Source organism: Mucilaginibacter ginsenosidivorax (assembly GCF_007971525.1).
GTDB classification, from domain to species: Bacteria; Bacteroidota; Bacteroidia; order Sphingobacteriales; family Sphingobacteriaceae; genus Mucilaginibacter; species Mucilaginibacter ginsenosidivorax.
On sequence record NZ_CP042437.1, the window covers coordinates 7654262 to 7669774 of the forward strand.

Genomic DNA, 15513 nt, shown 5'->3' on the forward strand with positions numbered 1-15513 from the left:
GGATATAGTTTCAATATAGATGCCAAAGAGGGCTATATTGTTACAGTTGGAACGAAAGATTGTTTGCATCCGGCGGTTGTATGCAACAAAAAAGTCTGTTTAAATGCTAAAACGATAAACTAACCATACCTAACCTACCCGCAAATAAAGCAGCCTGCCCCTATTCAACTTAAAGCGCAGGCTGCACAAAGTATCAATAAGGGTTTAAGGTTATTCCAGCGTACTTACTCCTTTAATGGTGGTTTTGGTTTCCTGGTGCATATCAAATACTGTTACACTGTTTTTTCCTTTAAGCAACCAGTTTGCCGGGCAATACAAATGGAACTGCGGGCCAACATTCCAGTACCGTCCCAGATTGTGGCCGTTTACCCAGATAACTCCCTTTTTAAAGTTACTAAGATCGAGATAAGTATCGGCCACTTTGCTTAATTCAAAGCCGCCTTTAAAGTATACGCCATCATGAAATCCTTCGGGATATTTATTGGTTAATGAGGCTATGAATTTTTCGTCCATAGGAAGTTTAAAAATCTGCCAGTTGGTAAGGGTCATTCCGTTAAGGGTAACACGGTCGGTAATGCCCTTGCGGTCAATCATGTATTGAGCAAAGTTTATATGGCCCATATTCTCAACCAGGATATCCAGTTGAGGGTCTTTTACATCGGATTTTGGCAGTTTGACAGTCCATTTGCCGCCATCGCGGTAAACGGTATCAACCAGTTTGCCATTTAGTAAAACAAGCGCGTAATCATGCGGCTCGGTAATGGTAAGGCTGCCGCTTTTATGGCCGATAAGTTTTGTGCGATACAATATAAAGCCGCTATACTGGCCAAGGGCTTCCATTGGTACCGGTTGCGGCGATTTAACAGCCGCAGGCAATTCTTTCCAAACGGTAGTAAAAGGCGCCATATCAAAAGCCGGTATCTCGACAGTTGGTATCGGTTTTGGAACCTCAGGTATTTTGTATTTTACATGTTTGGCAATCAAATTACGCAGCGCAAAGTATTTGGGCGTTGGCGCGCCCTGCTCATTTATAGGCGCATCATAATCGTAACTGGTAACATCGGGTTGAAACTGGGTAGGGCTAAATGCGTTTGCACCCGCGTTATAGCCAAAGTTGGTGCCGCCATGTACTACATATAAGTTGAAAGAGCGCTTGTGTTCAAGCAAATAAGTTACCTCTTTCACAATGCCATCAGTACCTGGCTTTTGCCATTTTTCTGTCCAGTGTGTTAACCAACCAGGGTACGATTCGCTGCTAAAGGCCGGAACATTGGGGTTTTGTTTGGCGGCCTGGTCAAAATCGGCATCACTGCTGCCGCTATCCAGGCCAATAGCTGCGCCGTCAACACCGCCGGCCTCCAGCATAAAAGCAGTTGGACCATCGGCAGTATAAAATGGCACGTTAATGCCATTGGTAACCCAAAGTTTTTTAAGCGTTTTAATGTAATCGCGGTCGTTAGCATAGCTGCCGTATTCGTTTTCGACCTGTACCATCAATATTGGGCCGCCGCTTGTACATTGCAGGCCCTTTACCTGTTGCGACAGTGCAGTTACGTACCTGGTTACCGCAGCCATATAACGCGGATCCATGCACCGTATTTTAATATCTGGTATTTTCAACAGGTATGGCGGCAATCCACCAAAATCCCACTCGGCGCAAACGTACGGACCGGGGCGCAACAGTACCCACATACCCTCCTGTTTACACATACCAATAAATTCGGCAATATTCCTGTTTTCGGTTGTAAAATCGAATACTCCCGGCTGATGTTCCAGGTAGTTCCAAAAAACGTAAGCGGCAATGGTATTACAGCCCATGGCCTTCGCCATTTGGATGCGCTGGCGCCAGTACATTTTGGGAATCCTTGCCGGGTGCATTTCGCCGCTAATGATCTGGAATGGTTTGCCATCAAGCAAAAAATCGGTTTTGCTTAATGAGAAAACATGCCTTTGCTGCGCACCGGCTATACCCGCTGATATGATAAAAAGAAATAAGAGGACCGTTTTTTTCATGTGTGATGTAAAATAAATTTATAGCAAGCGTGCCGTGCTACAAATTTAAAATAACAAATGGTTTTTGATCGCCCTTACACAAACGTTTGTGTTTGGTTCATTGGTTTACTGGTTCATTAGTTCATTGGTCTTTTCCGGCGGAGCGTATCTGATTGTCGCTCCCATTTTACAACTCCGGCTGTTCTGTAAAATGTGGTAACGTAAACCGGAAACAGGTGCCTTTGTCTACCTCGGTATCTACGTTGATGGCACCTCCGTGGGCGGTTATAAAATCCTTTACCAGTAAAAGGCCCAGCCCGCTGCCTTTTTCCATATTGGTTCCTAAAATAGAGGTTTGGCTGCTATTGCCAAAAAGCATGGCCTTAGTACTTTCGGCCATCCCTACGCCATTATCGCGAATACATATCTCGACCATATCGCCTGATATACAGGCAGAAACTTTCACTGCGCCACCACCGTGTGGTGTATATTTGATGGCATTGGTTACCAGGTTTTGCAACACAGAGCGAAACATCAGGGCATCAGCCATGATATAAATATCTTCATCAACCTCATTTTCAAGGCTGATCTCTTTTTGATTAGCTGTTTCGCGTAACAGGTCAAGCGATTCGTTAATACCGTGAGGCAGATGCAACTTTACAGGCTGAAAACTTGTTTTTTCGCGCTGATTTTTGGCCCATTCAACAAGTTCATTCAGTTGACTAAGTATTTTGTTGGAAGTGCGGTTGATGATGCCCGATAACAGTTTAATTTGCTCTGGTTTCAGCTTATCAGCGTCCCTTTTTAAGTTTTCTGACGAGGCCAGCAGCGATGTCAGTGGATTACGCAAATCATGCGAAATGACCGACAGGAACTTATCTTTTGATAAGTTAAGGGCCTTAAGTTCATGGTTCAGGTTCTCCAGTGCAATGGTGCGTTCAAGTACGCGTTGTTCCAACTCCTGGTTAAGCTGGATAAGGTCGTTATTAATCAGCTGCAGTTTTTCTTCCTGCTGCTTCAGCAGCCGGTTTTTCTGGTATAGCTCGGTAAACACCGCCACTTTCGACCGCAGGATCTCCGGATTAAACGGCTTCCGCACAAAATCTACCGCACCGGCTTTGTAACCCTTAAATATAGCGGCCTCTTCATAATCGTGCGCAGTTATAAAAATAATGGGAATGTGCCGTAGTTTATCCCGCTGGTAAATAAGTTCGGCAGTTTCGTACCCGTCCATCATGGGCATTTTTACATCCAGCAGGATGAGCGAAAAATCATCCTCCTTTAGCAGGATCCGGAGCGCTTCGCGCCCGGAGGTGGCACTGGAAAAAGCATACTGATCTTTTTCCAGCACTACCCTCATCGATAGTAAATTATTTTCGTTATCATCAACCAACAGAATCTTAATGATACTGGTATCGTCCATTTTGCGCGTATAAGTACTTTATTATCGATATTATTATTTAATGAGCCATACCCGCATCAGGGATAACAACTGATCGGTTTTTACAGGTTTGGTGATATAATCTGATGCCCCCGACGCGATACATTTTTGCCTGTCGCCAATCATGGCTTTGGCCGTAACCGCAATTATCGGCAGGTTTTTATTCCGCGCCTCTTTGCGGATGATCTGTATTGTTTCGTACCCATCCATTTCAGGCATCATGATATCCATCAGTACAATATCAATTGTTTTATCCTTATTTAATATTTCCAGTGCCTCGCGCCCGCTTTCGGCAGTAATCGCTTCTATTTTTGATCGTTCAAATACAGCGGTTAAAGCAAACAGGTTACGCACGTCGTCGTCAACAACCAGTACTTTTTTGCCGTCGAGCACATCTGCCTGGTTGCGTACACTGTCAATCATTTTCAGTTTACTTTCGCTGATATATTTTTTATCAACATGCAGCAGCACCAATATCTCCTCTAACAGGTAAACATGTGACGACGAAGTTTTAGTGATAATTTTATGGTTGAGGCGTTTAAGCTGAATGAGCTCATCCTGGGTAAAATCGCGGGCAGAATGCAGCAGGATGGTAGTTTGCTGTTGTTTTAACAGGTTTATTTTAGTGATCAGGTCCAGGCCGTTTGCATCGGGCAGCACAAAATCCATAATGATACAATCAAACATCTCCTTTTTAAGTACCGACAATGCTTTTTTAGCAGTACCGGCACCCACAACCTCTACCCTGTCGCTTGATAACAATTCAGAAAGCCTGCTAAGTTCAGTTTCGTTATCTTCTATCACCAGCACCCGTTTTTTGGCATGCTCGTGGAAGCTTACTATACCTGTAATTAAATCCTGTAACGATGTATTTGACAGCGGTTTAAGGCTAAATGATTTGGCGCCGAGTTTGTGTGCCATTACCCTGTTATCCTCGCCCGATATTACGTGTACCGGGATATGCCTCAAATTGATATCGCTCTTAAGCAATTTAAGGATCTTCCAGCCGTTTGATTCGGGCATGTTTACATCAAGCGTGATGGCAATCGGGTTGTATTTGAGGATGTTATCAAAAATCTCGAGATAACTTATGGCTACCAGCACTTTTATGCCCATGTCATGGGCTTTATCTATCAGGATTTTTGTAAAGCGCAGGTCATCCTCCACAACCAGTAATACTTTATCTTCGGCTACTATATTGTGGCGGTCATCATCTATTACCATTTCGGCTGTTTCGGCCAGGCTGGTACGCAGGTGCGATACCGAAAGATTTTCCTTGATTTTCACCACAGGTGTTTTCTCTTCTTTATATTTCAATGGCAGGTAAAGCGTAAATGTACTGCCTTTGCCCAATTCGCTGCCCACGGTAATGGTTCCGCCCAGCAGTTCGGCGAAGCCTTTACTGATGGATAAGCCAAGCCCGGTACCGCCATATTTACGACTGGTTGAACCTTCGGCCTGCTGAAAGGCTTCAAAAATGATACCCTGCGTATTTTTAGAAATACCGATGCCCGAATCCTCGATAGAAAATGCGATGACTTCGCCAGGCAGGCCAATAGGGTTTTCATGATCTACAGCAGGGCGGAAAATATGAAGTTTAACCCGTCCTTTTTCGGTAAACTTAAACGCGTTGGAGAGCAGGTTTTTGAGGATCTGGTTAAGGCGCTGCATATCGGTCTCCATCATTTCGGGCAGGGTTTCCTCTACTTCAATCTCAAATTTCAGGTTTTTAGCTTCGGATATCGGTTTAAAGGTTGATTCGGCAAAGGACGCTATCTCTTTAAAGCTAACCGGCATCACATCCGCCGCTATTACACCCGATTCAATCTTCGACAGATCGAGGATATCATTAATCAGCTGGATAAGGTCATCGCCGCATGAGTGGATGGTTTTGGCAAACATTCTTTGCTTTTCGGTAAGGTTACCTTCGGGGTTTTCAAATAACTGCTGGGCCAGGATCAATAAGCTGTTAAGCGGCGTGCGCAGCTCATGCGACATATTGGCCAGGAACTCCGATTTATATTTGGAGGTAAGCGTAAGTTGCTCGGCCTTTTCCTCCAACGAGCGGCCTTTATCATGCAGCTCGTCATTCGCCCTTCTTAACTCTTCCTGCTGCGCCGAAAGCTCGCTGGCCAATGATTGCGATTGGCTTAGCAATTCTTCGGTACGGGTATTGGTTTCAATGTTGTTTAACACGATACCGATACTTTCGGTAAGTTGATCCAGGAAGTCGATGTGGGTATCGCTGAAGTTTTCAAAAGAGGCCAGCTCGATAACCGCTTTTACATTATTTTCAAACAGTACCGGCAATATCACCAGGTCGATAGGTGCGGCATTGCCTATGCCAGAACTGATTTGTAAATATTCATTTGGTACATTGGCCAGCCTTATCCTTTCCTTATCGGTTGCGCACTGCCCTACCAGCCCTTCGCTAAGCGAAAATTCCTGGTTGATGAGTTTGCGGCTCTTTTGCGCATAACCCGCGAAAAGCTTCAGTTTGGGCTCGTCCGCCGCTTCGGGCTGCTCCAGTATATAAAACGCGCCGTAACGGGCATTCACCAGTTCGGCAAGTTCCGATAATACTTTGTTGGCCACCGCGTTCCGGTCGCGCTGTCCCTGCAACATTTGCGCAAATTTGGCCAGGTTTGATTTTAGCCAATCCTGCTCGTGGTTACGTAAGGTAGTACCTTTCAGGTTGGCAATCATCTGGTTAATGGTATCCTTTAACGCTTCCAGCTCGCCTTTAGCCTCCACACGTATGGTACGGGTAAGGTCACCCTTGGTTACCGCCGAGGCTACTTCAGATATGGAACGTACCTGTACAGTAAGGTTTTGGGCCAGCTGATTTACGTTTTCAGTCAAATCCTTCCAGGTACCTGAAGCGCCCGGTACGCTGGCCTGCCCACCCAAACGGCCTTGCACACCTACCTCGCGGGCTACCGTGGTTACCTCGTCGGCAAAAACCGCCAGGGTATCAATCATTTCGTTAATGGTATCTGTAAGCTGGGCCACCTCGCCTAAAGCGTTGATGGACAAACGCTGTTTCAGGTTACCTTTGGCAATACCGGTAGCCACCTTGGCAATACCGCGAATTTGTCCGGTAAGGTTGGATGCCATCTGGTTTACCGAGTCAGTTAAATCTTTCCAGGTACCGGCCACACCTTTTACGTGCGCCTGGCCGCCCAGCTTACCCTCGGTACCTACCTCACGCGCAACACGCGTTACTTCGGACGCGAAAGAGTTAAGCTGATCCACCATCGTGTTGATGGTATTTTTAAGGTCCATGATCTCGCCCTTCACGTCGATGATAACCGTTTTTGAAAGGTCGCCGCTGGCCACCGCCTTGGTTACCTCGGCAATGTTACGCACCTGCGATGTTAAATTACTCGACATCTGGTTTACCGAATCGGTCAAATCCTTCCAGGTACCCGCAACGCCCGGCACAAAGGCCTGGCCACCAAGGTTACCATCGGTACCTACCTCGCGCGCAACACGCGTTACTTCGGATGCAAAACCACGCAGCTGATCAACCATCGTATTAATGGTCTCCTTCAGCTGTAATATCTCGCCCCTAACGTCAACCGTAATTTTTTTGGATAAATCGCCGTTTGCAATCGCAATGGATACGTCAGCTATATTTCTTAACTGCGCGGTAAGGTTACCCGCCATTTTGTTTACCGAGTCGGTCAAATCCTTCCAGGTACCATCCACACCCGGCACATTGGCCTGGCCGCCTAACTGGCCTTCGGAACCTACTTCGCGGGCCACGCGGGTTACTTCGGATGCAAAACCGCGCAACTGGTCAACCATGGTGTTGATTGTATCTTTAAGTTCCAATAACTCACCCTTAGCATTTACGGTGATCTTTCGCGAAAGGTCGCCCTTGGCCACGGCAGTGGTTACCTCGGCTATGTTACGTACCTGCGAGGTAAGGTTATCGGCCATTTTATTTACCGAATCAGTTAAATCCTTCCAGGTACCGCCTACACCCGGCACATTGGCCTGGCCGCCCAGCTGCCCTTCCGAACCTACCTCCCGTGCCACGCGCGTTACTTCAGATCCGAAGGAGTTCAGCTGATCCACCATCGTATTGATGGTGATCTTCAGTTCCAGCATCTCGCCCTGTACGTCAACCGTAATCTTTTTGGATAAGTCGCCTTTGGCCACCGCGGTGGTTACCTCGGCAATGTTACGTACTTGCCCGGTTAAGTTACCGGCCATCTGGTTTACCGAGTCTGTCAAATCCTTCCAGGTACCGCCTACCCCCGGCACATTGGCCTGGCCGCCTAACTGACCTTCGGAGCCTACCTCACGCGCCACACGCGTTACCTCCGAAGAGAAGGAGTTAAGCTGATCCACCATCGTATTGATGGTATTTTTCAATTCCAGCAACTCACCTTTCGCATCCACCGTAATTTTTCGCGAAAGGTCGCCCTTGGCCACGGCGGTGGTTACACCCGCAATATTACGTACCTGGTCGGTCAGGTTACTACCCATCTGGTTTACCGAGTCGGTAAGGTCTTTCCACACACCGCCTACTCCTTTCACACGGGCCTGGCCGCCCAGTTTACCTTCGGTACCCACCTCGAGCGCCACACGCGTTACCTCGGATGCGAAGGAGTTGAGCTGATCCACCATCGTATTAATGGTTTTTTTCAGCTCCAGCATTTCGCCCTTTACGTCAACCGTAATTTTTTTAGAAAGGTCGCCGTTGGCTACCGCAGTGGTCACACCGGCTATATTACGTACCTGCGAGGTAAGGTTACCCGCCATACGGTTTACAGAATCTGTTAAATCTTTCCAGGTACCCGCAACGCCTGGTACCTTGGCCTGGCCGCCCAGCTTACCTTCGGTACCTACCTCGAGCGCCACACGGGTTACCTCGGATGAGAAAGAGTTGAGCTGATCCACCATCGTATTGATGGTATTTTTCAGCTCCAGGATCTCGCCTTTGGCCTCCACCGTGATCTTGCGCGAAAGGTCGCCCTTGGCAACGGCTGTGGTTACCGCCGCTACGTTACGCACCTGGGCCGTTAAGTTACCGGCCATTTGGTTTACCGAGTCGGTAAGTTCGGCCCAAACGCCTGCTACGCCTTTAATTTTGGCCTGCTCGCCCAGTTTACCTTCCGAACCTACCTGCCGGGCTACCCGGGTAACCTCCATGGAGAATAGCTGGAGTTTGGAAAGCATTTGGTTTGATTCCTTGGCTATCCGCAGGAACTCCCCTTTCAGCGGATGGCCTTTAATCTCTAAGGGGATATGTTTAGATAAATCTCCGTTGGCAACAGAGTTAATCATCCCCGCAATTTCCAGCGTAGGCGAAGTAAGGTCTTCGATAAGGTTGTTTAATGAGTTTACACCGCTGGCCCATTCGCCCTTGGCATCCGATAGCTCAATGCGCTTGCCCAGGTTGCCCCGTTTGCCAATGGTTTTTTCTGCAGCAGATATCTCGGCTACAAAACGCTCATTCATATCGATAATGTCATTGAGCACTTCGCAAATGCGGCCGTTGATGCCCGCCTGGGTTACCGGCATCCGTACATTAAGCCTGCCCCCCTTTACAAGCGACAGCACTTTAAGTAATTCTTTAAGGTCAAGGGAATCTGTGTCGGCATGTGGTGTTACGCCGGTTTCATTCAAGATGTTTTCTAAAATGTCGTCCTTCATGGGAAGAGTTTAATTGTGATCCGTTTATTTAAAACAGCTTCTGCACAAACAAGCGAAACAACACATGGTTAAATCCATTATTGTAAATACAAAAGCGAGAATAAATTTCTAAAAAATTAAGACTGAAATACTAAAAAGAAAATATTTTTCAGGCACAATAAAGCATCGGCAATTAGCCAGCAAATAAAACAAATATTAAAGAAATTGTTTTAAAATTTAATTTTTTTGAGCGTTAAATTTATCGCTATACGAAAGGTTGTAAAGAGGATACTATGCCCTTACGCTATCCTGTTGATTATCATGCGATAGGCTCTGAAAGGGGTAATAGGGTATATTGCATGGCGGCGAAGACTCACCCCGGCTACGCTACGCTGGCCGACCCTCCGGCTAAAGCCGCAAAGAGGGTGTCTCCAATTTTTTTTCGCCCCTCTATGCGACGAAGTCGGAGAGAGGGGCAGACGGGCGGAGCCTCGTCGGGGTGAGTCGTAGCCAGCATTCAATCGAATGTTTATGTAAATTCCAATCCCCAATGAGTAAGGACAAGCTATGATGGCCCGCTTTTTTTAAGGCTGCTTGTCACAATTAAACCCAAAACCTTTTTGAATTTTGATTTTTGAATTTTGACTTAATTTTCCCCCTAAAAACATCTATTATCATAACTTTATAACCGAATACATCAACCAATTACGTTATTTAATGAGCCAATTTAACAATACACCCGGCAATTGCCCGCGTTTGCAATTTGTTATAAACTGCTTTGCTATCACGCTTTTAATACAATCAATGGCATTTACAGGTTATGGTCAAACTACGGTTTTAAAAAACAACGATGCCACCTCACCATTACATTTGCTTAAGCCGGCCTACATAACGCCTTACGGAGAAACCAAACAAGCCGATGTTAAAGCCGTGCTGGATAAAGTATACCATTACCTGGATACAGTTACCCCCTATCAGCTTATTGCCAAACCGGGCGGCCAGGCTATCAATAATTTGGCCAACGTAAACGCCAACAGCGTTTTTGCCGATGGCGATTTCAGGCTGATCAGTTATGAATGGGGCGTTACTTACACCGGGATGCTGGAGGCAGGCGCAGCAACCGGGGATAGTAAATTTACAGACTACACCGTAAACCGGTTGAGTTATATTGGTAACGCTGTTGCTGCCTTTAAAACCTACCTAAAAACGTCCCCCCAGTCTGCAACGCCCGTAAAATCGGTAATCGCGCCCGAGGCGCTTGACGATGCAGGCTCAATGGCCGCGGCGATGATCAAAGCTGTAAAAACCGGGGCAGTAAAGGCCGATTTACGACCGATAATTGACAACTATATCAATTATATCCTCACAAAACAATTTCGCCTGGCCGATGGAACGCTGGCCCGCAACCGGCCACACCCCAATACCCTATGGCTTGATGATATGTACATGAGCCTTCCGGCTTTGGTACAAATGGGCACGCTTACCGGCGATGTAAAGTATTTTGACGAAGCTGTGAAGCAATACCAATTATTCAGCAAACGAATGTTTAACCCGGAACGCGGATTATTTATGCATGGCTGGGTTCAGCATATGGACCCGCACCCCCAGTTTCATTGGGCCAGGGCAAACGGATGGGCTATTTTAACTACCATTGAATTACTTGATGCACTACCGGAAGACCATGCCGGACGAGCGGTTTTATTAGAAATATTGAAAAAACATGCTGCCGGGCTTGCGCAGCGCCAGGATGCCACCGGTTTATGGCACCAGCTACTCGACCGGAACGACTCATACCTCGAAACTTCGGCGACGGCTATTTACGCCTATTGTTTTGCCAGGGCCATTGACAAAGGCTGGCTGGATGCCAAAGCTTACGGCCCTGCGGCGTTGCTTGCCTGGAACGCGGTGAGCACCAGGGTAAATGATAAGGGCCAGGTTGAAGGTACCTGCGTTGGTACCGGCATGGGTTTCGATCCCGCTTTTTATTATTACCGCCCGGTAAATAATTATGCCGCACACGGCTACGGACCAGTTTTACTGGCAGGGGCCGAAATTTACCGTATGCTGCAACAGCACCCGTTTATAATTAACGACAGTGCGGTACAGGTACCCAAATAAGCATAACCGGTTTCACTTGCCTGACCATTCAACTAATTAAACAAACAACTATGAGGAATTTTAAAGTAATAATCCTGCTAATCATAGTAACTCATTTTTGTGCGATACTGCCCGCCCGCGCACAAAGCACCAAAGCGATTGAAACCGACGTGTGCATATATGGCGGCACCTGTGCCGGTGTAATAGCGGCGTACACAGCAAAAAAAATGGGTAAAACAGTGGTATTGGTTGAGCCGGGGAATCATTTGGGCGGCATGACATCGGGCGGCTTAGGCTATACCGATATCGGCAATAAATATGTGGTGACCGGCCTGGCCAGGGATTTTTACAGGAAGATTGGGCAGCATTACGGAAAATTTGAGCAATGGATATTTGAGCCAAAGGTGGCCGAGGCTATTTTTAACCAATATGTGAAAACAGCCGGATTTACCGTTTTAATGCAAAACCGTCTTATCAAAGTAACTAAGCACGGCAACCTGGTAACCGGAATGGTAGTTGAAAATTCATTGAAACCTACCGCAGTAACCAATATAACGATTAAAGCAAAGGAGTTTATTGACTGCACCTACGAAGGTGATTTGATGGCCCGCTCGGGCGTTTCTTACACGGTTGGGCGCGAGGCAAACAGCCAGTACCATGAAACCATAAACGGTGTTGAAGTAATGGACGGGCACCAGTTTCCCGACGGCATCGACCCATATAAAATACCCGGCGACCCGAAAAGCGGTTTATTATGGGGAATATCCGGCGACGGCTTACAAACGAAAGGCTCGGGCGATAAAAAAGTACAGGCTTATAACTTTCGTATTACCTTAACCAATGTACCTGAAAATCGGATAGATATTGCAAAGCCGAAAAATTATGATCCTCAAAAATATGAATTGCTGCTTCGCTTAAAGGAAAAAGACCCTTGGAAATCAATTAACGATGTGCTTATCATAAGCAAAATGCCGAATGGAAAAACTGATATTAATAATAAAGGTGGTTTTTCTACTGATATGATAGGCATGAACTGGGAATACCCCGAGGCTGATTATCAAAAACGGTTAAAAATCCAGCAAGCGCATGAAACCTATACAAAAGGCTTTTTATATTTCCTTGGTAACGATCCGCGGATACCGGCTAACATACGTAATGAAATGAAACAATGGGGCTACCCAAAAGACGAATATACAGATAATGGAAACTGGACTCCCCAGCTTTATATCAGGGAGGCCCGCAGGATGATAGGCCAACTGGTAATGACCCAGCAATACTGCCAGGGAAAAGAGGTTGCCAATGATGGTATCGGCATGGCCGCTTATACCATGGACTCGCACAATTGCGACAGGCAGGTGGTTGATGGGATGGCTAAAAATGAAGGCAATGTTGAAGTGGGCGGTTTTGGCCCCTACCCGGTATCGTACCGGGCCATTGTTCCGAAACCGGCAGAGGCTACAAATATTTTAGTGCCGGTTTGCCTTTCGGCGTCGCACATTGCTTACGGTTCCATTCGCATGGAACCGGTATTTATGGTGTTGGGCCAGTCGGCTGCCGTTGCCGCATGCCAGGCTATCGACAGAAAAATAGCTGTGCAAATGGTAGACGTTACAGCGGTGCAGAAGCTATTGAAAAACAATCCACTGGCAGACGGCAGGACACCAGAGGTATTGGTTGATAATGATGATACCGCTCACGTTCAGATTACCGGGGATTGGAAGATTGCACAATCGGGCGGTTATGGCCCAACTTATTTTATTGATACGGCCAAAGCAGGCCCCGTTAATTCAGTTAAGTTCAGGCCGGATATTGTTAAAAATGGCAGCTATAATGTGTACGCTTATTTCCCAAAAGCCAAAAATGCTTCAGCAAAAACACACATTACCATTTTTGACGGAACAAACGCAACCGAAAAGATAATTGACCAGGGGGCTATCCAGGTTGAAGGACAAACGTCGGGCGAATGGGTTGCTTTGGGATTATACAGTTTATCAAAAAGCAAGCAGGCTTACGTACAAATCTCCAACAAAAATGCCGACGGGGTAACCGTTGCAGATGCTGTACTTTTTGTGCCTGCAAGGTAGCTGGGGGACAAACATAATATAGTCGTTCAAATGATGAAATATTGTAGAGACGCATCACATGCGTCTTCCGCCAGACCGGAATCGCCTACCACATAAAATGTTGGCTTATCGGCTGGTTTTGTCAGCATAAAAGATGATAGCATGATCACCACTATCAGCAACAAGCTTAAACATATATTTTTACGCACTAAGTTTTTCATAAAGTTAAATACTTATGGCAGGTAAAAAACCTCTCTTAGCGGGGTACTTACCGGCGAGTTATCGGGATTACTTTCCATAATATCGCCCATATAGGCCCACCATTTTTGCATAATGGCATTTGCGGGCAGTGTATCGAGCATGGTCTTATCGGCTACTTTCAAAACGCCTATCAGATTATTAGTGTCCTCATCCAGGAAGATGGCGTAATCGCTTATCCCTGTATCTTTTAGCAGCGCCGATAATTCGGGCCATATTTCATCATGGCGTTTTTTGTACTCCTGCTCAAAGCCGGGAAAAAGCTTCATTTTAAATGCTACGCGATCCATAGGTAAATGTTAAAATGTTAAATATGGCAATTGGTTGTCGATGTACGCTTCATCCAAAAAATGACTTATATATTTAAACAGATTTGCGTTTTGCCAAAATAAGTATTCTTTCTTCAGTTCACAATCCCCAAGCATCCTGATTAAGTAACGAAAAGTTTTAGCCCCTGGCAGATTAATTCTTATTTTCGCGAATCTTATACGTTTATGTCAGAATCTATCTCTACCCCTGTCCAACCCAACCTCGTACAAATCGTTTCCAGATATATCCTGCTCGAAGTAAGCCGGAAAGCGCTTAAAGGCAAGTGCCCCTTCCATAAAGACCAGGCTACCTCATTAATGGTTTACGAAGAAAAAAATATGTTCCAATGTTTTGGCTGCGGCAAAGGCGGCGGCCCGATAGAATTTGTAATGGCCATTGAAAATAAGTCCCGCGAAGACGCCATCGGGCTCATCGCGCAGGGAAAATAAAGTCATCCAGTACACCAGCCCGTCTTCAAATTCATTGATTTACCGGTAGGTTCGTAAAAGTGTTAATTAGTATCACAAAAGTTGAAATTAATTGAACTTTTGTATCGTCTTTTTTGCATAATTGTGGGTATTTGTATATCATTTTCACAGCATTTCATGGCTCGTCAGAATTAAATAGCGATAACTTTACTTTACTATTTTTCAAAGGGATAATATCGGCCAGATCACCTCATTTCCATTTAAATGTTATAAAGTACGTTTTTTCTTGTATAAGTAAAAATTTATGGCCTAATTTGCACCCAAATTAAAAACACAGTAATACCTCAAAAAAATGAATCAACCAAGCTTAAATAAGCCCGCAACAAGAGCATCATTCGCTCCCATTGCCGCTGCTTTGGGTTCAACTGTTTTTTTATCCTGCCCTTCCCGACGAAGGCCCTATATGCCAAGGGTTTGAATTAATTTCCCGTACTAAACCCCACAAAAAAGTTGTTAAACTTCTTTGTAAAAAAGCCATCTAATTATTAAGGCGATCAAAAGCCAATTAATTTAACGGTAATTATCTATTTAAATGACCATACAAGATTTTGATATTCAGGTTGCTACAGCACAGCATGTAGATTATGCCACAATGATTTGCGACGAAATGGCCGAGTCGGCCAAAGCGCGCGGAACGGGTATTGCGCAACGCTCGCCAGAATATGTTGCCAACAAAATGCTGGAAGGCAAAGCAGTTATCGCCTTGCATAAAGACGGTACCTGGGCTGGTTTCTGCTATATTGAAACCTGGAGCCACGGCGACTTCGTAGCTAACTCGGGCCTAATTGTTAACCCAAACTTTCGTAAAGTGGGTTTAGCAAAAGCCATAAAACATGCCATTTTCCAGCTTTCACGCAAAAAATACCCGGAAGCCAAAATATTCGGATTAACCACCGGGCTGGCGGTAATGAAAATAAACTCAGAAATTGGATACGAACCAGTGACCTACTCCGAGCTTACGCAGGACGAAAACTTTTGGGCCGGCTGCAAAAGCTGCGTTAATTACGACATCCTGATGAGCAAAGGCCGCAAAAACTGCATGTGCACCGCCATGCTTTTTGACCCTGCCGAAAAAATGAAACAGGACGAGGAAAAGATGAAACGCATTACGCACAAAGCCACATTATTGGAGCGTATTGAAAATGCGATTAAGAAACGCATTGGCCACCTTGAAAACTAAGAACAGAAAAATCACCAAACAAACATAAAAAGCTTTAAG

General features: G+C 45.8%; 9 protein-coding genes. 4 read left to right on the top strand and 5 right to left on the bottom strand.

Annotated elements, in window-relative coordinates; all coding sequences use genetic code 11:
- Nucleotides 1-210: 210 nt before the first annotated feature.
- The 3 genes from FSB76_RS31325 to FSB76_RS31335 all read right to left on the bottom strand — a co-directional run bounded on the left by FSB76_RS31325 (nucleotide 211) and on the right by FSB76_RS31335 (nucleotide 9100).
- Nucleotides 211-2013 (bottom strand): glycoside hydrolase family 35 protein, encoded by a 1803-nt coding sequence (locus tag FSB76_RS31325; protein ID WP_147060584.1) that lies wholly within the window; start codon nucleotides 2011-2013, stop codon nucleotides 211-213.
- A gap of 166 nt (nucleotides 2014-2179) precedes the next feature.
- Nucleotides 2180-3415, bottom strand: a complete 1236-nt coding sequence (locus tag FSB76_RS31330; protein ID WP_147060586.1) for a hybrid sensor histidine kinase/response regulator — start codon at nucleotides 3413-3415, stop codon at nucleotides 2180-2182.
- 33 nt (nucleotides 3416-3448) lie between these two features.
- Nucleotides 3449-9100: a HAMP domain-containing protein gene (locus tag FSB76_RS31335; protein ID WP_147060588.1), complete on the bottom strand. Its 5652-nt coding sequence runs from the start codon at nucleotides 9098-9100 to the stop codon at nucleotides 3449-3451.
- A gap of 783 nt (nucleotides 9101-9883) precedes the next feature.
- Between FSB76_RS31335 and FSB76_RS31340 the strand changes: the two genes are divergently transcribed.
- Both FSB76_RS31340 and FSB76_RS31345 read left to right on the top strand, forming a co-directional pair.
- Nucleotides 9884-11197 (top strand): glycoside hydrolase family 88/105 protein, encoded by a 1314-nt coding sequence (locus FSB76_RS31340; protein ID WP_147061130.1) that lies wholly within the window; start codon nucleotides 9884-9886, stop codon nucleotides 11195-11197.
- 50 nt (nucleotides 11198-11247) lie between these two features.
- A complete protein-coding gene (locus FSB76_RS31345) occupies nucleotides 11248-13260 on the top strand; it encodes an FAD-dependent oxidoreductase (RefSeq protein ID WP_147060590.1) in 2013 nt (670 codons plus the stop codon).
- A gap of 26 nt (nucleotides 13261-13286) precedes the next feature.
- Here the strand turns inward: FSB76_RS31345 and FSB76_RS32315 are convergent, their stop codons facing one another.
- Both FSB76_RS32315 and rhaM read right to left on the bottom strand, forming a co-directional pair.
- Nucleotides 13287-13460 carry a hypothetical protein gene (locus tag FSB76_RS32315; protein ID WP_158643024.1) on the bottom strand — a complete coding sequence of 58 codons (174 nt, stop codon included), beginning with the start codon at nucleotides 13458-13460 and terminating at the stop codon, nucleotides 13287-13289.
- Between the two features lie 12 nt (nucleotides 13461-13472).
- On the bottom strand, nucleotides 13473-13787 hold the full coding sequence (gene rhaM, locus FSB76_RS31350; RefSeq protein ID WP_147060592.1) for an L-rhamnose mutarotase: 315 nt from the start codon (nucleotides 13785-13787) through the stop codon (nucleotides 13473-13475).
- A gap of 204 nt (nucleotides 13788-13991) precedes the next feature.
- Here rhaM and FSB76_RS31355 point away from each other — a divergent pair, with 204 nt between their 5' ends.
- Both FSB76_RS31355 and FSB76_RS31360 read left to right on the top strand, forming a co-directional pair.
- Nucleotides 13992-14255, top strand: a complete 264-nt coding sequence (locus FSB76_RS31355) for a CHC2 zinc finger domain-containing protein (RefSeq protein ID WP_147060594.1) — start codon at nucleotides 13992-13994, stop codon at nucleotides 14253-14255.
- Nucleotides 14256-14826: 571 nt separating this feature from the next.
- Nucleotides 14827-15474 carry a GNAT family N-acetyltransferase gene (locus FSB76_RS31360; protein ID WP_147060596.1) on the top strand — a complete coding sequence of 216 codons (648 nt, stop codon included), beginning with the start codon at nucleotides 14827-14829 and terminating at the stop codon, nucleotides 15472-15474.
- The last annotated feature ends 39 nt before the right edge of the window (nucleotides 15475-15513 follow it).

Coding starts and splice junctions, on each gene's coding strand:
- FSB76_RS31330 (WP_147060586.1), bottom strand. CDS start 3,415: ATGGACGATACCAGTATCATTAAGATTCTGTTGGTTGATGATAACGAA.
- FSB76_RS31345 (WP_147060590.1), top strand. CDS start 11,248: ATGAGGAATTTTAAAGTAATAATCCTGCTAATCATAGTAACTCATTTT.
- FSB76_RS31335 (WP_147060588.1), bottom strand. CDS start 9,100: ATGAAGGACGACATTTTAGAAAACATCTTGAATGAAACCGGCGTAACA.
- FSB76_RS32315 (WP_158643024.1), bottom strand. CDS start 13,460: ATGAAAAACTTAGTGCGTAAAAATATATGTTTAAGCTTGTTGCTGATA.
- rhaM (WP_147060592.1), bottom strand. CDS start 13,787: ATGGATCGCGTAGCATTTAAAATGAAGCTTTTTCCCGGCTTTGAGCAG.
- FSB76_RS31340 (WP_147061130.1), top strand. CDS start 9,884: ATGGCATTTACAGGTTATGGTCAAACTACGGTTTTAAAAAACAACGAT.
- FSB76_RS31325 (WP_147060584.1), bottom strand. CDS start 2,013: ATGAAAAAAACGGTCCTCTTATTTCTTTTTATCATATCAGCGGGTATA.
- FSB76_RS31360 (WP_147060596.1), top strand. CDS start 14,827: ATGACCATACAAGATTTTGATATTCAGGTTGCTACAGCACAGCATGTA.
- FSB76_RS31355 (WP_147060594.1), top strand. CDS start 13,992: ATGTCAGAATCTATCTCTACCCCTGTCCAACCCAACCTCGTACAAATC.